The organism is Priestia koreensis (genome assembly GCF_001274935.1).
In the GTDB taxonomy this organism is placed as follows: domain Bacteria; phylum Bacillota; class Bacilli; order Bacillales; family Bacillaceae_H; genus Bacillus_AG; species Bacillus_AG koreensis.
This window is the reverse complement of the sequence record NZ_LILC01000011.1, coordinates 132,934-152,256: the sequence shown is the minus strand read 5'-3', so window position 1 is coordinate 152,256 and position 19,323 is coordinate 132,934. Positions and strand designations below refer to the sequence as shown.

The window sequence follows — 19,323 nt, the reverse complement described above, 5'->3', positions numbered from 1 at the left end:
AATTTCTCAAGCGGATTGAAATGACTTCGGTAACGTCACGGTAAAGGTTGTACCCTTTTCAATTTCACTCTCTACGTCAATTGTTCCGTGATGAGCCTCTACAAGGTGCTTTACAATCGCTAGTCCTAGACCAGTTCCACCTGAGTTGCGACTTCTTGCCTTGTCTACACGGTAAAACCGCTCAAAAATCCGTGGAATTTCCTCTTCTTCAATGCCTATTCCTGTGTCCTTTATCTGCACTTGAACATGATGGCGCTTTTCTTTAATAGAAATATCTACCTTTCCATCTGTCAACGTGTAGTTAATGGCATTGCTAATTAAATTAATAAAAATTTGTTTTAATCGCGCACTGTCTCCATCCAGAATTCCCTCTGAAGACGTTTTATGTAAGTGCAGGGCAATACCTTTCTCTTGTGCTCGCGGTGATAAAATCATCACCATCTCTTCTAGCATCTGTTTAATGTTAACCGGCGTTGTGTGAATAACATATCCATGTTGCTCCACTTTGGAAAGATCCAATAAATCTTGAATCAAGTTTTGCATGCGCTGACTTTCTTTTAAAATAATGCCTAGGAATTGTTCAGTCAGCTGAGGATCTTCCATCGCTCCATCTAATAACGTTTCACTGAAACCTGTAATAGACGTAATGGGCGTTTTTAATTCATGTGATACATTGGCCACAAAGTCTTTGCGCATCTGCTCAAGTTTTTTTAATTCCGTAATGTCATGGAAGACGAGCACAATTCCTTTCCATTCATCGTTAAAGCCAATAATCGGTGCACCGTACACGTCAAAGTGCTTTCGTTCGATTTTAATTGGAAGCAGTAGCTGCTTTCGAACTTTAATTTCCGTCATAAATATTTCTTCAACAAGAGAAACAAGCTCTCGGTGCTGAAAACAATTGTAATAGAGCTGATGTAAATACTCTGATGGGTCAATTTGAAACTGTTCCTTAAATGCACGGTTAATAAGATTAATATAGCCGCGACTATCAATTAAGATCATGCCACTTCCCATATTTTCAATGAGCGTGCGTAAGCGGTCTTGTTGCATTTCTTGGTTGCTGACCATATCTTGAAGGTTGCGTGCGAGCATATTGATCGCTTGGCTCAGCATTCCCGTCTCATCAATATTATCTTCATATGTACGAGCCTTGTAATTGCCCTTAGCTAGTTCCATCGCCACATTCGTAGCAGACTCAATTGGCTTCGTATATTGTGACATGATTCGTACACCGAGAAGTAAAATGACGATCATCGCCACACCAAGACTACCGACGAGCAGTCCCCAAATTTGTTGATTTACCTCGTTAAGAGAATCAACGGACGTACTAAGCACCACAAAACCAACAAGCTTATCTTTTATGATTAAAGGCGCACCATAATAATAGAGATTATATTCTTCGTTCATCTTATGAAACGGCTTCTTTTTCGTCAGCTGTTCTTTTAGCACTTTTTTCAATACTTTGCTATCCTCAAGCGTTGAAGAATCTTCTATTCGATTCGAATCCACCAGTACCGATCCATCTGTACTAACAATCGTCGTTCGTGCACTAAGCGTAGAACTAACGCTTTCCATCTTCTCCTGTAGGTAAGGGTTTGTGATCCCTTCCTCCTGAACGAAGATTTCCACAAGGTGAGCTTCTTTTTCCATTCGCTCATGAAATGTTTGCAAATAAAAGCTTTTGAATAGTTGACCAAGTAACAAGCCCAGGCCAATTAAAACAATGATGATTAAAATTAATAGTGCAAACAACAGTCGCGAACGGAATTTATTCATCCGACTTAGGCTCTTCCAGCTTGTAACCCATTCCTCGGATTGTTTTTATATAAACTGGCTTTCTCGTATTATGTTCGATTTTTTCACGGAGATGGCTAATATGAACATCGACTATGCGCGTATCCCCAGCAAAGTCATAGTTCCATACTGCGCTCAACAGCTGATCCCGAGTAAGAACACGTCCTTTGTTTTTGGTTAAATACAGCAACAGCTCAAATTCCTTTGGCGTCAGCTCTAGCTGTTCACCTTCGAAGTAAGCTTCATAATGCTCTGGAAGGACCTTTAATCCGCCAATCACAATTTTGTCTCCTTCATTCATGTCTGAAGAATCATTTGCGCTATACTGTGTGCGACGTAAGATGGCTTTCACACGTGCGACTACTTCTCGTGGGCTAAATGGCTTTGTCATATAGTCATCCGCTCCAAGCTCAAGTCCTAACACCTTATCAAATTCATCATCTTTTGCTGTTAGCATTAAGATTGGCACCATCACCTTTTGCTGACGAAGCTTTTTGCATACTTCAATACCGTCCATTTTAGGCAGCATTAAATCAAGAACGATTAAATCTGGATTTTCATCTAAAGCTTTCTGATATCCTTCTTCACCATCCATTGCCGTCACTACATCAAAACCCGATTGTTGTAAATTGTATTGCAGCAATGTTGAGATTGATTGTTCATCGTCTACTACTAATAGCTTCTTGCTCATATATTCCTCCAAAGACCTCTGTATTAGAACCCCTGTTAATCATCCAAAAATATATCTATTTTTTTATTTTTTATACTTTTATCTTTATCATACAATGATTTTTAGAAGTTCACAAAGAGAAATATATGAAGAAGGTCCTTTTAACTAAAAATTTTCGAGCGTTTGCTCATCAATATCGTGAATCGAATACGGTGGACAAACGATAAATTCCGCATCGATGACAAGATCTTTTTCTTCGTTTACTGCCTTAGCAAATACGGTGATGGTGTGATTTGTGTGGTCAACATCCTTTATTTCAAACAAGTATTCAATAAGCTCATAGTGATACACTTGTTTATGAAACGTAACGGTATGATGTAAAATATGGGACCCTGGTCCAGGGATATATTTTGATATAGCCGACATCATCGTTCCAGTAAGCATAATGGCTGGCACGACCGGCTTTTTTAACGGTGTCTGAGAAGCATAATCATGCTGGATATAAAGAGGATTCGCGTCATTTGTCAATCCTAGATATAGCAATAACTCTCGATCTTCAATACGCTCTGTTAAGGATAGCTTTTCGCCCTTGGATAATTCTCCAATCGTTCTTCCAAGCTTTCGTTTTTTGCCTAGTATCATAAAAAAACCCCTTTCTAATTGAAAACGTTTACAACATTATACCGAATTATCTTCTTAATAAAAAGGATGAAAAAAAGGAATTTAGGGCGTCCCCCAAATTCCTTTTTGATTACACGAGTACGTTCATCACGTTCTTGACAGAATCGGCCGATTTGTCTAACTCGCTCTTTTCTTCATTTGTTAGTTGGAGCTCTATCACTTTCTCAATCCCATTTTTACCCAAAATCGTTGGAACGCCTAGGTAAATTCCTTCATAGCCATATTCACCTTCTAAATAAGCGATGGAAGGAAGAATGCGGCGCTGATCTTTTAAGATGGCAGCCGTCATTTCTACTAAGGAAGCAGCCGGTGCATAATATGCGCTTCCGTTGCCTAGAAGGTTCACGATTTCACCGCCACCTTTTCGAGTTCGCTCCACAATTTCTTGTAAGCGCTCCTTCGAAATAAGCGTTTCTAATGGAATTCCACCTGCATAGGAATAGCGAACGAGCGGTACCATGTCATCACCGTGCCCACCTAAAACGAATCCTGTTACATCCTTTATCGAAACGTTCAGCTCTTGCGCTACAAACGTACGGAAACGAGCGGAATCCAGTACACCAGACTGACCAATGACCCGACTTTTCGGTAAACCTGACTCTTTGAACACGGTGTACGTCATCGCATCAACTGGATTTGTTAACACAATGATCGTACAGTCAGGAGAATGTTTCACAATTTCTCTCGTAACAGATTTCATGATTTTTTGGTTGGTTGTGACTAGGTCATCACGGCTCATGCCAGGCTTGCGTGCAATACCTGCTGTAATAACAACGATGTCTGATCCACTAGTATCTGCATAGTCAGAAGTACCGGTGATGTTAGAATCAAATCCTTCTACAGGGCTCGCTTCAAGCATATCCAGTGCCTTCCCCTGTGTAGGACTTTCCAGTTGCGGAATGTCAACTAACACAACGTCAGCTAATTCCTTTTGCGCGATGAGAAATGCTGTTGTTGCACCGGTAAATCCTGCGCCAATTACCGAGACTTTTTTACGTGTCATGACCACGACCTCCTCTATTCGCTAAGCTACTTACTATTAAACTCTTACTGTATCTTCCATGTTAGTGATTAATGCATCACCAAATTCAGAACATTTCACTTCAGTTGCGCCGTCCATTAGACGAGCGAAATCATATGTTACAACTTTAGAAGCAATTGTTTTTTCGATTGAATCCATTACCAATTTCGCTGCTTCATTCCAACCTAAGTGCTCAAGCATTAATACACCTGATAATAAAACAGAAGATGGATTTACTTTGTCTAATCCAGCATATTTCGGTGCAGTACCATGTGTAGCTTCGAAAATAGCATGTCCTGTTTCGTAGTTAATGTTCGCTCCTGGTGCGATACCGATTCCACCAACTTGTGCTGCTAACGCATCAGAGATGTAGTCACCGTTTAAGTTCATTGTTGCCACTACATCAAACTCACGTGGACGCGTTAAGATTTGTTGTAAGAAGATATCAGCAATAGAATCTTTGATGATGATTTTGCCTGCTGCTTCAGCATCAGCTTGCGCTTTGTTCGCTGCATCTTTACCTTCTGTCTCAACTAGGCGGTCATATTGAGCCCATGTGAATACTTTGTCGCCGAATTCCTCTTCAGCAAGCTCATAACCCCAGTTTTTGAAGGCACCTTCAGTAAATTTCATAATGTTACCTTTATGTACAAGCGTAACAGATTTGCGGCCTTCTTTAATAGCATAGTTAATTGCTGCACGTACTAAACGTTTTGTTCCTTCAGCAGAAACTGGTTTGATTCCAAGACCAGAAGTTTCTGGGAAGCGGATTTTGTTCACGCCTAGTTCTGTTTGTAAGAAGTTAAGAAGTTTTTTCACATCTTCAGAACCTTTTGCATATTCAATACCAGCATAGATATCCTCTGTATTTTCACGGAAGATAACCATATCTGTATCTTCAGGACGTTTTACTGGTGAAGGTACTCCTTCAAAGTAACGAACTGGACGTAAGCAAACGAATAGATCTAACTCTTGACGTAGTGCAACGTTTAGAGAACGAATTCCTCCGCCAACTGGAGTTGTTAAAGGTCCTTTAATCGCAATAAAATACTCACGAATTAAATCTAACGTTTCAGCAGGTAACCACTCTCCTGTTTCGTTGAATGCTTTTTCACCTGCTAATACTTCTTTCCAAACGATTTTCTTTTCGCCTTTGTATGCTTTTTCAACCGCTGCTTCAATTACGCGAGAAGCAGATGCCCAGATATCCGGTCCAATTCCGTCCCCTTCAATGAATGGAATAACTGGATTGTTTGGTACGTTTAATACGCCGTTGCTAACCGTGATTTTTTGTCCTTGTGTCAAGATAATGACCTCCTTAGTAGCTTATCAATCTTTTTTATACAGTTTAATAGATGTACTTACTTGTCCACATTTTCCGGTAAAAAGAGCTTAATTTAAAAAGGAACATAAATTCCTTCGTTAAACAAAGCTCCTACAAAATGATGAGGGATTCTTCACTCTCTTTGTCCGTCCTCTTGTGGCCATGTGCTCTGTTTTAGTCACGTTGACTAATTGGAATATACGTTTGTTTATCGGAACCGATGTAATCAGCGCGAGGGCGGATTAAGCGGTTGTTTGAATACTGCTCAAGAATATGAGCGATCCAACCTGATACACGACTCACTGCAAAAATTGGTGTAAATAAATCATGATCAATGCCTAAGCTATGATAGACAGAAGCGGAATAGAAATCCACGTTTGGTGGAAGATCTTTTTCTTTTGTAAACACTTCTTCAATCTTAATAGACATGTCATACCATTTTGTTTCACCTGTTAAGTTTGTAAGCTTCTCAGACATCTTACGCAAATGCTTCGCACGAGGATCTCCTTGGCGATATACGCGATGACCGAATCCCATAATCTTTTCTTTGTTTGCAAGCTTTTCACGCACATATGCTTCTGCATTTTCAGGAGTTTCTACTTCAGTTAGCATTTTCATTACCGCTTCGTTTGCACCACCGTGTAACGGACCTTTTAATGCCCCGATTGCTGCAGTTACGCCTGAATAAATATCAGAAAGCGTTGCCACACACACACGTGCGGTAAATGTAGATGCGTTTAGTTCATGATCTGCATGCAATACTAGCGCCTTATTGAACGCTTCTACTGCCACTGTACTTGGCTCTTCACCTGTTAGCATATATAAGAAATTCGCTGCTAAGCCGAAATCCTTACGTGGTTCTACAGGTTCTAACCCTTTGCGGATACGTGAAAAAGCTGTAACAACAGCAGGTAACTGCGCCTGTAAGCGAATTGCTTTTCGGTTATTTGCTTCTTCGTCCATCACATCTGCTTCTTCGTCGTACATTCCTAACAACGAAACCGCTGTTCGTAGCGCTGCCATTGGATGAACTTTGTCAATTGGATACGTTTTGAAATGATCTAGTACACCTTGTGGTAAACTAGCATTCTCTGACAATAGCTTTGTAAACTCATCTAACTCGGTTTGGTTTGGAAGCTTACCATACCAAAGCAAGTAGATTACTTCTTCAAAAGAAGCGTACTCTGCCAAATCATCAATGTTGTAACCACGATACGTAAGCGTATCATCAATAATAGAACTGACAGAAGATGTAGTTGCTACAACCCCTTCTAGACCTCTTGTAACTGTCATAAACTTCTCTCCTCCTTGAAAAAAAATCCCCTTAAACCATCTCTCTTAAAACTTTTGAAACATACAGAACATCATTATTGAGCGCATGCTCATTCAACAAGTAAAGTTATGGTTAAGCACATCCATTATCCTGACTCTTTGACCGGTTATTGCCAATTAATAGAAAAGAAAATGCTTACATTTATATTTTCTACGAATGGCACATAAAACTCCAGAATAGATGTGCCATTGAATTATACTAAAAGCGCGACAAAAACCGTCAAGTGTATGTAACTGGATGATGCTTTAACCCTATTATAAACAATTATCAGACTTTTGTGAATGAAAACGCTCAATAATTTTTAAAATTATTATTATTATAAAAAAACTTTTAGTGAAATACTTCGACTACTTTCATGACTAAATATGCAATTCCTGCACCGATTAACGGACCTACTGCCACCCCTCTGAATAGGGACACCGCCAAAATAGTCCCAAATACTAGTGCTGTCGTGATGTGAGGATCTGTAGCTAAAAGCTTTAAACCATACTTTGCAATAATAGCGACCGCAATTCCTGCAGCCAAGGCAATCCATGCGTAGGAAGATTTCAACGCCTCTCCCAATTGCTTAAAGCCAATGTCCCCTGTCGCAATTGGAACAAGTACTGCAATGGTAATAACCGTTACGCCTAAATTGATCCCTTTCGATTGCAAATAGGGGAAAACCTTCGTATCTAAATGAACTAACTTAATAACTAATAAGAATCCTACTGCGAGTAAGAGAGATTGATTTTTGGCAACCAATCCAATGACAAACAAAATGACTAAAAATAACACAGACTGTGAAAACATGATGTCTCCTCCTTTTAAATGATATGTTTCACAATAAAAATGATTGCTAAAAAGCTTTTTTAATGCTTTTCCCATTTCGAGTTCACAAGCGCTTAGGGCTTTTCCAAGTTATCTATTATACAGCAACCATTACAGCCAACCAAATCCTACTTAGCTCAAGTGATCAGCAGATTGTTGCTAATATAAAGGAGGGAATATGTTCTAAATGACAAAGTCTGACCCCTTTCTCCCTATATGTTGAGAACTCGTCATCGTTCGGCGAATAGGTCCCATAGAATAACAGGAATTGTCGAACGTAAGCACTGTTAAAAATTGAATAAGCCCTGTAAACTATAAGAAAAGGTTTTGCAAACTATCTAAAACAATGGTTCCTTACCATTTTCTGCTCCTAGACATGTGCACATATTTTCCCTAATAGGAGGCCTGTTACGTGTATAAGCAATATGCAGACAGAGTACTGCGCTCGTTACTTGTGTTAGCTATTATTATATTCGGGTTTTTTGCATGTTATTATGTATCTACCCTTGCGTACCCGTTCATTATCGCCCTCATCATTGCCCTTTTGATCAATCCTCTTGTGAATATACTTCAACACAAATTACACCTACCGCGTTCATTCGCTGTCATTGGGGCGCTGTTATTAATCTTTGGGACCTTTATTGGACTTATTACACTGCTCGTAGCCGAAATTCTATCTGGTACTGAATACTTAGCCATCGCTTTGCCCCCAACTATTGATAAGCTCATCACGTTTGTCGAAAACTTTCTAACTAGCCAAATCATTCCGCTATATAATCATTTAAACTCACTGTTCAACAACTTAAATTCTGGTCAACAAGAAACCATTATTATCAACATTAAAAACATCGGCTCACAGATCGGTTCTACGCTCGTTGGGTTCATTACGTCCTTTCTTCAATCTATCCCAAACCTGATTGCATGGCTTCCAAATGCAGCAACTGTTATTATTTTTTCGTTACTTGCAACTTTTTTTATAAGCAACGATTGGAACCGCCTCCGCTATCTGAGTGGAAAATTAATCCCAACGAAAGCACAAGCGAGCGGAAGAACGGTGTTTTACGACCTCAGACGAGCTTTGTTCGGCTTTTTGAAAGCACAGCTAACACTTATATCCATCACCACAATCATCGTGCTGATCGGCCTATTAATTCTTAAAGTTGAATACGCCATCACGATTTCATTAATTATTGGACTAGTTGATTTGCTTCCTTATCTAGGAACAGGGTTTGTTTTTGTGCCTTGGATTATCTACATGTTCGCTACTCATCAAACATCCTTCGGCATTGGCCTTTTAGTCTTATACGCTGTTGTCATCGTACAGCGACAATTAATGGAACCAAAAATCCTATCTTCAAGCATTGGCCTCGATCCTCTGGCAACGCTCGTGTCTCTTTTTGTAGGATTCAAATTGTTTGGATTTCTCGGTTTAATTATTGGTCCTGTTATTTTAGTTGTAATTAAAACGCTATACACGGCGAACGTTTTTCATGACATCTGGAGCTTTATCAAAGGAAAGCCAAAATCTATACAATAAAAACCATCGCTCGTTAAAAAATTCTCTTTTTAACAAGCGATGGTTTTTTGTTATCTTCGAATGATCGTAAAACGGTTGTTCATAAACATATGCTGTAGCCATCTCACAAGGAACGGCTTTATTAATCTGCGTGTAACAGGGAGCAATAAAAACAAGCCGATAATGTCGGTTAAAAAGCCTGGTGCTAATAAAAGCGTCGCTCCGATCAGAACACATACTCCGTCCATAATAGAATCTCCAGGAACTTGTCCATATGCTAACTGCTGTTTGGCTTTTTGTAATATGGCAAGACCTTGCTTCTTCGCCAAATATGCACCTGTTCCTGCTGTAAATAACATAATAAGAAGCGTTGGAAATAGTCCAATCGTTTTCCCTGCATAAATGAGAAGTGTTATTTCTGTTGCAGGAATAATAATGAGAAATGGAAGTAGATATTTCATACGAATTCCTCCCACAGGGTATAAGTCGGTAAACAAGCTCTTTCATGGTTTACTGCTATTATACCGTTATTTTTTAATTTCATGACTCCTTTTACAAGAGTGTACTATAGGAAGATAAAAAAAGCGACAAGGAGAACCCCTGTCGCTTTTGTCTATTCGTAATGATTAGATGCTTGCATGACCGTTGTAGATAACACCGCGGTTAGCATCTACTGTAATTTCTTGTCCGTCTTTGAATGTTGTTGTTGCATGATCAACACCTACGATAACAGGAACACCAACACTTAAGCCTACTACAGCAGCATGGCTAGTTAAGCCACCTTCTTCTGTAATAACAGCACTAGCTTTTTCAATAGAAGGCATCATGTCGCGATCTGTTCCGATCGTTACAAGGATATCACCTTTTTCCATTTTAGCTTCTGCTTCTTGAGCGTTTTTTGCTACTACTACTTTGCCAGTAGCTGTGCGACGACCAATTCCTTGGCCTTTCGCTAATACGTCACCAACAACGTGTACTTTCATTAAGTTTGTCGCACCAGATTCACCGATTGGAACACCGGCAGTGATCACAACTAGGTCACCATGTGCAACAAGACCCGTTTTCACACCAGCTTCTACAGAATGATCAAGCATTTCATCGATTGAGTTTACATGCTCACCGATTACAGTATTCACACCCCAAACTAGTGCCAAGCTACGTGCTACACGCTCGTTAGCTGCAACAGCGATGATTGGAGATTGTGGACGATATTTTGAGATCATTTTTGCCGTATAGCCGCTTTCAGTTGGAGCTAAGATTGCACTTACACCTAAGTTCATAGCCGTATGAGCAACTGATTGTCCAATTGCATCTGTAATAGCAGATCCAATTTCCTTGCTGCGTTGATCTAAAATATCACGGTAGTTTAATGCTTGCTCAGCGCGAGAAGCGATTGAGTTCATTGTTTGAACAGCTTCTACAGGGTAAGAACCTGCTGCTGTTTCACCAGATAACATGATTGCATCTGTACCATCAAAAATTGCGTTCGCTACGTCACTTGCTTCTGCGCGAGTTGGACGTGGGTTGCGTTGCATAGAATCTAACATTTGAGTAGCAGTGATAACTGGTTTACCAAGTTCGTTACATTTTTTAATTAGTTCCTTTTGTACTAGAGGTACTTCTTCAGCAGGAATTTCTACCCCTAAGTCTCCACGTGCAACCATTAATCCGTCGACAACTTCTAAGATTCCGTCGATGTTGTCTACGCCTTCTTGGTTTTCAATTTTAGCGATGATTTGAATGTGAGTTGCATTATGCTTTTCTAGTAATGCACGGATTTCTAACACGTCAGATGGACGACGTACGAAAGATGCTGCGATGTAGTCGATGTCTTGTTGGATACCGAATACGATGTCGTTTGCATCTTTTTCAGTAATCCCTGGAAGGTTTACACTTACACCAGGTACGTTTACACCTTTTTTGTTTTTCAGTGTACCTGTGTTTAATATGCTTGTTTCGATTTCATTTTTGGCTTCGTCGATTCCTACTACTTCTAGACCAATTAAGCCGTCATCTAAAAGGATTTTTGAACCAACGTGTACGTCTTTGATTAATCCTGGATAAGAAATAGAGAACTTTTCAGTTGTTCCAATTACTTCTTCCATTGCAACCGTAATGTTTGAGCCTTTTACTAACTCAATTGCTCCGTTTTCCATTGTATGTGTACGGATCTCAGGTCCTTTAGTATCTAATAAAATACCGATTGTTTTACCTGTTTTTTGTGCTGCTTCACGGATGTTTACGATACGCGCACCGTGTTCTTCAAAGTCCCCGTGAGAAAAGTTAAGACGACATACGTTAAGGCCTGCGTCTACCAATTCTACTAACTTGTCCACACTTTCACTAGCTGGTCCAATAGTACCTACGATTTTTGTTTTGCGCATTGATTTATCCTCCTTAATTCTTTGGTGCATCTATTTTATCATTGAATTGATAATTCCATTATTTACGAAGCCAACCGTAATATACAACGTTGACTGAAATAACGATTAACGTGATTGGGTATGTACAAGCAAAAATGAATGAATATGTTTCCCAATCAAATTTTACTCTACTTGCTACCCTACTTGCAAATTCATGTTATTACGATACGTTTTTGCCTTATATAAAATAACATGAAGAATGAGTAATGACAATAGACGAGCATCGTCCGAAAAAAATGAAAACGCACCCTCTTTTTTTACATCGAGGGTACGTTTTCCTATTTAACGCTGATGGTATCGTTTTCAGCTGAAAATTGTCCGATTTTTTTGTATTTCAGGTAGCGTTGTGAAACAAGCTCTTCTTGAGATAAATCTTGAAGTTCACTTAAGGATTTTTTTAACACTTCATCCATATTTTCACATTGTTCCTCTAGATTGCGATGAGCGCCGCCCTTTACTTCAGAGATAATGTCGTCGACAATACCCAGTTCTTTTAGATCAGGGGCTGTAATCTTCATGGATTCTGCTGCTTTTTTAGCCAAAGAAGCATCCTTCCATAGAAGAGCCGCTGCGCCCTCTGGTGAAATAACGGAGTATGTGGAGTTTTCAAGCATATGAATATGATTCCCCACACCAAGTGCTAAGGCACCGCCACTTCCACCTTCACCAATCACGACACAAATGACGGGTACAGTTAAGCCAGCCATCTCAAAAATATTTTTTGCGATGGCTTCACTTTGCCCTCTCTCTTCCGCTGCTTTTCCAGGATAAGCTCCTTTTGTATCAATAAAGCAAATGATTGGACGATTAAACTTTTCTGCCTGTTTCATCAAACGTAACGCCTTACGGTATCCTTCTGGATGAGGCATACCGAAGTTACGACGAATATTCTCTTTTGTATCTTTACCACGCTGATGTCCAATAACAGTTACAGGAACACCATGAAACTTAGCAATGCCACCGATAATTGCCGCATCGTCACCATAGTAACGATCCCCGTGACATTCAAAGAAGCCCGTAAACAGCTTTGAAATATAATCCGATGTAGTGGGACGTTCTGGATGGCGAGCGATTTGGACACGATTCCAAGGAGTCAGATGATCATAAATATCCGTTTCCACCTTGCTAAGGCGATTTTCTAATTTATCAATCTCAGATGTTAAATCAACATCTGTGCTTTTCGAAAAATCTTTCAGTTCTTGGATTTTATTTCGAAGCTCTACTATTGGACGCTCAAATTCTAATTCTCCTACCACTCAGAGTCACCGCCTTCCATATGAATATCTAGAATATTGGTTAGTGTTTCTTTTAATTGATGACGATGGACAACCGCATCAAGCTGCCCGTGTTTTAAGAGGAATTCCGACGTTTGGAAATCTTCCGGTAAGTCTTCACGGATCGTTTGCTCAATAATACGTCTACCAGCGAATCCAATCAGCGCGCCTGGCTCAGCGAAGTTGTAGTCACCTAGTGAAGCAAAACTTGCCGATACTCCGCCAGTTGTTGGGTGTGTCATCATTGAGATAATAAGCCCACCCTTATTGCTTAGCATTTTAAGAGCTGCGCTCGTTTTAGCCATCTGCATAAGACTCAATACGCCTTCTTGCATACGAGCTCCACCAGATGCTGTAAAGATAATGAACGGCAGATTTTGCTCAGCGGCTTTTTCAATTGCTCTTGTAATCTTTTCTCCTACAACTGATCCCATGCTTCCCATTCTAAAACGGGCATCCATAACAGCTAGTACTACGCGGAAACCATTAATTTCACCTTCACCTGTTACAACAGCTTCGTTAATATCCGTCTTCTCACGGTCTTTTTCAAGCTTTTCCAGGTAATCAGGAAACTCAAGTGGATTTTGTGACACCATTTCTTTGTCGTACTCCACAAATGTGCCCTCATCTACTAAGCTTTCAATTCTCTCAAAGGAGCTCATCGGATGATGATGCCCACAGTTCAAGCACACCTTTAAGTTTTTATTCAACTCTTTTGCGTACATAATTTTTTTACATTTTTTACATTTCACCATAATGCCTTCTGGTACATCTTGTCTTAGGTTCTCAGATGAAACAGATGCATATTTTTTCTTTTTGACAAATAAATCCTTTAGCGCCAAAGTACACCCTCCTTTATCCTCTTCTAAAATTAATCGTAACGATTAGAAGAATGAAGCTCTTGAGTCTGTATCTGTATACATAAACCGTTGCTGGGTTTTCTCTTACTTTACAAAAAGACAGCAATAATTGTTGTAGAATGATGACATGTCCTATTCGACAATTTCTACATTTATCAGATCATTATAGACATTTTTGTGTATTTGTAAGACATCATCTTCACTAGAAGTAGCCAAAGCTCGAAGAATTCCTTGGATATTCAACTGATTTCCCTCGGAAGATGCTGGCTCATTAAACGCTCGGAAGTAGCCTTCAACGACTCTCCAAATTCGATACAATAGTCGATTCTCGACACGTTGAAATATCCTATCAAAAGCCTCGCTATATTGCAATCCTTCTGCTTGCATTTTTTGTGCAAATGTTTGAATGTCGGAAGCAGTAAAACGATCAAAAAACGTTTTCAATCCAATTTCTTCAATCCAGTATTTCGTTTCAATTAAATCTTGTTTGGCCTTACTATCTTGCAGAAGAAACGTTGCTAAAATATCGATAAACTGATGCTCACCAATCTCTTTAATAAACGTTCCTTCTCCTCTTCGCGTTTCAATAATTCCAATTAATTCAAGAGCTCGTAACGCTTCCCGTACAGAAGAACGTCCAACGCTCATTTTTTCAGACAGTTCGCGCTCAGAAGGAATTTTATCTCCTGTTTGAAGCTTATCTCGTTCGATCATGTGGCGGATCTCCGTTAAAATCTCCATGTACACTTTCGATTTTTCCGTCGTCACTATTAATATCCACTCACTTTACTCAATAATCGCTAATCGTCGAGTTTTCTCCGCCACTTCTGCTGGATCTACTTTAATTCTTGCCACACCCGTTTCCATTGCTGCCTTCGCTACAGCTGCTGCAACAGCAGGTGCTACACGTGCATCAAACGGAGCCGGAATAACGTAGTCAGCCGTCAATTCTGATTCACCAATTAGATCAGCAATTGCCTCTACAGCCGCCATTTTCATTTTTTCGTTAATGTGCGTCGCACGAACATCTAATGCACCGCGGAAGATACCAGGAAACGCTAGTACGTTGTTTACTTGGTTAGGGAAGTCAGATCGCCCTGTTCCAATGACCATTGCTCCCGCTTCTTTCGCTTCTTCTGGCATAATTTCTGGTACGGGATTTGCCATCGCGAAGATAATTGGATCTTTCTTCATTGATTGAACCATTTCAGACGTTAAAGCACCCTCTACTGAAACACCGATAAAAACATCTGCGTCTTTAATAACGTCAGATAAGGAACCTTCCGTTTTCTCATGATTCGTATATTTTGCAACTTCTTCTTTTACACTATTCATACCGTGTGTACGACCTTCAAAGATAGCACCTTTTGAATCACACATCACGATATTTCGCACGCCGTACGTGTATAGCAATTTAATGATCGCAATACCCGCTGCACCTGCACCGTTAGCCACTACTTTAATATCAGACATTTTTTTGTTTACAAGTTTTAATGCATTTAAAAGACCTGCTACGGTTACAATCGCTGTGCCGTGCTGATCGTCATGGAAAATAGGAATGTTCGTTTCCTTCTTCAGACGCTCTTCAATAACAAAGCAGTTAGGCGCCGCAATGTCTTCTAAGTTCACCCCACCGAAAGTAGGCTCAAGCAGTTTCACCGTCTCTACTATTTTATCGATGTCAGTTGTGTTAAGACAAATTGGAAATGCATCCACACCTGCAAAGCTCTTAAATAGCACTGCTTTTCCTTCCATTACCGGAAGAGCAGCTTCAGGGCCAATATTTCCAAGTCCTAATACAGCTGTTCCATCAGAAACAACGGCAACCATGTTGCCTTTCATCGTGTATTCATACACTTTATTTTTATCCTCATAAATATCTTTACAAGGCTCTGCTACTCCTGGAGAATAAGCGAGGCTCAAGTCTTCAGCATTTCGGACTGGAATCTTCGACTTTGACTCTAATTTTCCTTGGTTGATGCGATGCATATGTAGTGCTTCTTCGCGTAATGACACGCTCGATCACTCCTTACTATATTGGAAAAATACTTTTTTATATTTACTCTATAGTGGTCTGACCACTTTTGACTATTCTACCATATAACAACCTTCGGAAGATGTAAACTATAATTTTTTTATCGCAACGTGATCGCTTCCAAGTTGATTTTTAAGAAGCGTCATTAGCTCGTCATTCACCTCGACCCGATAGTCTCGTGGAAGTTGAACAAGTTTTTTTTCACTTTCGTAATACACCATGACAGGCGTAGAACCTTGTGATGCTACAAGGTGATGTTGAACATCACGCAAAATTCCCTGCTTCTTTTGCTCATCTGTTATTTTCAAATACAAAAGATCTGTCGGTGATAAGGATTCAGCCGCCTCGAGATGCTGAATGACGAGCTGTCGCTTATCATCTCGTTCCTCAATCTTGCCCGCTACGAGTAGCACGCGTCCTTTTTGAATAAGCTCCGCGTATTTTCGGTAAACGCGTGGAAAGACAACGCCTTCTAATTCACCTGTTTCGTCGGTCAGCGTAAGAAAAGCCATCTCTTCACCTTTTTTCGTGCGAATGACTCGGTCATTTGTCAGCATGACTCCTGCGCTTAACGTCGTACCTGAAGGTGCTAGTAGTAATTCATAAATGGGCGTTGTTTCTTGATCTTGGAACACCTCTTTATACAAGGAGACAGGATGACTTGATAAATAAAATCCTAACGTTTCTTTTTCCTGCTCAAGCTTCTGCTGCTGTGTCATCGGTTCTACCGAGACATACTTTGGCTTTAAGTTCAACTCTTCATCAAAGAACAGATCATCACTCACTAATCCCGCATGTTCAATCGCTACATCAATTGAGGCAAGAAGAGTGGCACGCTCTTCGCCAAATTCGTCAAAGCAGCCCGCTAAAATGAGTGATTCAATGACACGTCTGTTAACAATTTTTAGCGATACTCTCATGCAAAAATCGAATAAATCCTGAAACGGTCGTTTTCTTCGCTCTTGAAAAATCTCTTTTAATACCGTTCCCCCGACATGCTTAATAGCGGCTAAACTGTAGCGCAATGATTGGTTTTCAGCATAAAAGTTAAAACGACTTTGATTAATAGAAGGTGGCAAAATCCGAATGTCCCGCTGCTTCGCTTCGTATATATACTGAGATAATTTATCCTCATTCCCAATGGCACTCGTTAAAAGAGCCGAGAAAAAATGCTGAGGGTAGTTCGCTTTTAAATAGGCAAGCTGATAGGCAATCATACTATAGGCCACAGCATGACTTCGGTTGAACCCGTAATCAGCAAAACGAACAATTAAATCATATATATCATTCGCCGTTTGCTCGCTATAACCTTTCTGAAGAGATCCCTCAACAAAATGTGCACGTTGTTCTTGCAAGGTCTGGCGATTTTTTTTACTAACGGCGCGGCGTAACAGATCGGCTTCCCCTAATGTAAAACCTGCCATAAGAGAGGCAATTTGCATAATTTGCTCCTGATACACAATGACTCCATACGTTTTATCAAGTATTCTTTTTAAGTCAGGGTGTGGATATTCCACCGCCTCATTCGAATGCTTTCGCTGTATATAAACTGGAATGTTTTCCATCGGACCCGGACGGTAAAGCGCATTGACCGCCACGATATCTTCTAGACTTGTCGGCTTCAGACGTTTTAGCACGTTACGCATTCCTTCTGATTCGAGCTGAAAAACACCTGTCGTATCGCCTTTTGAAAGGAGACGATATGTTTCAGCATCATCGAGTGCAATATCATCAAGAATGAGATCGTGCCCCGTTTCGTGTTTGACTCCTTTTAAAATATCTTGAATAATCGTAAGGTTCCGCAGACCTAAAAAGTCCATCTTCAGTAGACCGATTGACTCTAGACTTCCCATCGCAAACTGTGTCAAATAAACATCATCGTGCCCATCTTCTACAGGTGTATGATCTGTTAGGGGACGATCGCTTATAATAACTCCCGCCGCATGTGTAGACGTGTGGCGAGGCAGCCCCTCAATGCTTAACGCCGTCTCATACCATTTTTTCCTTGCTTCGGACTGTGCTAAAAACTGTTGAAGCCTGGGAACATCACGGTAAGCGGATTTCAAGGTCGTTCCTACTCGGTTCGGAATAAGCTTTGATAGCTGATTTACTTCTGCTGCCTCTATCCCCAGCGCTTTTCCCACGTCCCGTACTGCGGCCTTTGCTGCTAACGTACCAAACGTAATAATTTGAGCCACGTGATGTTTCCCATATTTCCCTGCCACATATTGAATCATTTCGTCTCGTCGATTGTCAGGAAAATCAATGTCGATATCCGGCATCGTGACACGCTCTGGATTTAAAAATCGTTCAAATAGAAGCTCATGCTCGATCGGATCTACGTTCGTAATATTTAACACATACGCAACTAACGAACCTGCTGCAGATCCACGTCCAGGCCCTGTAATAATTTGCTGACGATGTGCGTAATCCATAAAATCCCACACAATGAGGAAGTAATCGCTAAAACGCATGTTGGTAATAACCGAAAGTTCATACGATAATCGCTCAGAATACGCCTGCGTTACGTTCGCTACTTTCGCTTCAAGCCCTTTTTGACAAAGCATCTCTAAGTAGTCATCTGCACGTTCCCCGTTAGGCGTTGAATATCTAGGTAACAGCATTCGTCCTAAATCCAACGTCACGTTACACTCATTCATAATCCGCACTGTATTATTTATCGCCTCTGGAAGGTCATGAAACAAATCCGCCATTTCCACAGGGCTTTTTAGAAAATGTTCCGTTGTTTCCAGTCGTTTTCGTTCTGGATCATCAATCGTTTTTCCTTCTCCAATTGCTGTTAAACAATCGTAGGCCATATGATCTTCCTGCTCTAAGTAACGAACGTCGTTTGTGGCGACAAGCGGGACATCGTGTTCACTTGCAAAGGAAAGAAGGCGATCATTCAGATCATCCTCTGCACCTCCGTGCCGCTGAACGGAAAGATAAAAATTCTCACGACCAAACGTCTCTATAAAATAAAGCAGCGCCTTTTCGGCTTTCTCTTTTTCTCCACTAAACAAAGACTGCTCAATTTCTCCTCTTTTTCCTGGGGTGATGGCAATTAATCCACTTCGGTAATTGACGAGCCAGCTCTTTTTAACTCCACTAAACTCTGTTGTTTTCGCAGCACTGCTAAGTTTTAATAAATTTCGGTACCCCTGCTCATTTTTAGCAAGAAGCACTAATGGATGTGCCTCTCCTGTAGGATTTTGATCATCCTCTAAAACGGAGGCTGTTAATCCTATAACTGGTTTTAAACCACGCTCTCGACATTTTTGATAAAACGTTATTGCCCCGTACATTACATTTTCGTCTGTAAGGGCTACTGCCTTAAATCCGTTCTTATCCGCTTGATCAACAAGCCTTTCAATTGTCACCGCGCTATTCAATAGACTAAAGGCACTTTGTACCTGAAGATGAACAAACGTCATGTTCATTCCCACCCTTACCACATAAATTTTCTTATTTTCATTATAAATTTTGTGGGACAAACAGACAAATTACATATCTCTTTTAGTTTGTCCATATATATGTAAAGAGACTAGCACATCAATCACCTTCTGCTTATAAAGTAAA

The 19,323-nt window shown here is 40.3% G+C and carries 15 protein-coding genes; 1 reads left to right on the top strand and 14 read right to left on the bottom strand.

The features are described from left to right. Positions 1-6: 6 nt before the first annotated feature. From pnpS to AMD01_RS07975, 7 genes are all read right to left on the bottom strand, one after another. A complete protein-coding gene (gene pnpS, locus AMD01_RS08005) occupies positions 7-1,779 on the bottom strand; it encodes a two-component system histidine kinase PnpS (protein WP_053400863.1) in 1,773 nt (590 codons plus the stop codon). After that, a complete protein-coding gene (locus tag AMD01_RS08000; protein ID WP_053400862.1) occupies positions 1,772-2,488 on the bottom strand; it encodes a response regulator transcription factor in 717 nt (238 codons plus the stop codon). Before AMD01_RS08000 ends, pnpS begins: the two co-directional genes overlap by 8 nt. A 144-nt stretch (positions 2,489-2,632) precedes the next feature. Beyond that, on the bottom strand, positions 2,633-3,109 hold the full coding sequence (locus tag AMD01_RS07995; RefSeq protein WP_053400861.1) for a hotdog family protein: 477 nt from the start codon (positions 3,107-3,109) through the stop codon (positions 2,633-2,635). A gap of 109 nt (positions 3,110-3,218) precedes the next feature. Then, positions 3,219-4,157, bottom strand: a complete 939-nt coding sequence (gene mdh / locus AMD01_RS07990; RefSeq protein ID WP_053400860.1) for a malate dehydrogenase — start codon at positions 4,155-4,157, stop codon at positions 3,219-3,221. A 30-nt stretch (positions 4,158-4,187) separates the two neighbouring features. Beyond that, complete coding sequence (gene icd / locus AMD01_RS07985; RefSeq protein WP_281176859.1) at positions 4,188-5,477, bottom strand: NADP-dependent isocitrate dehydrogenase; 1,290 nt, start codon at positions 5,475-5,477, stop codon at positions 4,188-4,190. A gap of 190 nt (positions 5,478-5,667) precedes the next feature. Then, positions 5,668-6,786, bottom strand: a complete 1,119-nt coding sequence (citZ, locus tag AMD01_RS07980; protein ID WP_053400858.1) for a citrate synthase — start codon at positions 6,784-6,786, stop codon at positions 5,668-5,670. 370 nt (positions 6,787-7,156) lie between these two features. After that, on the bottom strand, positions 7,157-7,618 hold the full coding sequence (locus AMD01_RS07975; protein ID WP_053400857.1) for a DUF441 domain-containing protein: 462 nt from the start codon (positions 7,616-7,618) through the stop codon (positions 7,157-7,159). A 430-nt stretch (positions 7,619-8,048) separates the two neighbouring features. Here AMD01_RS07975 and ytvI point away from each other — a divergent pair, with 430 nt between their 5' ends. Next, positions 8,049-9,173: a sporulation integral membrane protein YtvI gene (gene ytvI, locus AMD01_RS07970; protein ID WP_053400856.1), complete on the top strand. Its 1,125-nt coding sequence runs from the start codon at positions 8,049-8,051 to the stop codon at positions 9,171-9,173. A 50-nt stretch (positions 9,174-9,223) separates the two neighbouring features. Here the strand turns inward: ytvI and AMD01_RS07965 are convergent, their stop codons facing one another. The 7 genes from AMD01_RS07965 to dnaE form a co-directional block, all read right to left on the bottom strand. Beyond that, positions 9,224-9,613: an FxsA family protein gene (locus tag AMD01_RS07965; protein ID WP_053400855.1), complete on the bottom strand. Its 390-nt coding sequence runs from the start codon at positions 9,611-9,613 to the stop codon at positions 9,224-9,226. A 165-nt stretch (positions 9,614-9,778) separates the two neighbouring features. After that, a complete protein-coding gene (gene pyk, locus AMD01_RS07960) occupies positions 9,779-11,536 on the bottom strand; it encodes a pyruvate kinase (RefSeq protein ID WP_053400854.1) in 1,758 nt (585 codons plus the stop codon). 317 nt (positions 11,537-11,853) lie between these two features. After that, positions 11,854-12,831 (bottom strand): acetyl-CoA carboxylase carboxyl transferase subunit alpha, encoded by a 978-nt coding sequence (gene accA, locus AMD01_RS07955; protein ID WP_053400853.1) that lies wholly within the window; start codon positions 12,829-12,831, stop codon positions 11,854-11,856. Beyond that, complete coding sequence (gene accD / locus AMD01_RS07950) at positions 12,825-13,691, bottom strand: acetyl-CoA carboxylase, carboxyltransferase subunit beta (RefSeq protein ID WP_053400852.1); 867 nt, start codon at positions 13,689-13,691, stop codon at positions 12,825-12,827. Before accD ends, accA begins: the two co-directional genes overlap by 7 nt. A gap of 150 nt (positions 13,692-13,841) precedes the next feature. Then, on the bottom strand, positions 13,842-14,450 hold the full coding sequence (locus AMD01_RS07945; protein ID WP_053401052.1) for a FadR/GntR family transcriptional regulator: 609 nt from the start codon (positions 14,448-14,450) through the stop codon (positions 13,842-13,844). Positions 14,451-14,495: 45 nt separating this feature from the next. Continuing rightward, the gene (ystJ, locus tag AMD01_RS07940) at positions 14,496-15,725 is read right to left on the bottom strand and encodes an NADP-dependent malic enzyme (RefSeq protein ID WP_053400851.1); all 1,230 of its coding nucleotides are present in this window, start codon (positions 15,723-15,725) and stop codon (positions 14,496-14,498) included. 108 nt (positions 15,726-15,833) lie between these two features. After that, on the bottom strand, positions 15,834-19,178 hold the full coding sequence (gene dnaE, locus AMD01_RS07935; protein WP_053400850.1) for a DNA polymerase III subunit alpha: 3,345 nt from the start codon (positions 19,176-19,178) through the stop codon (positions 15,834-15,836). Positions 19,179-19,323: the final 145 nt, after the last annotated feature.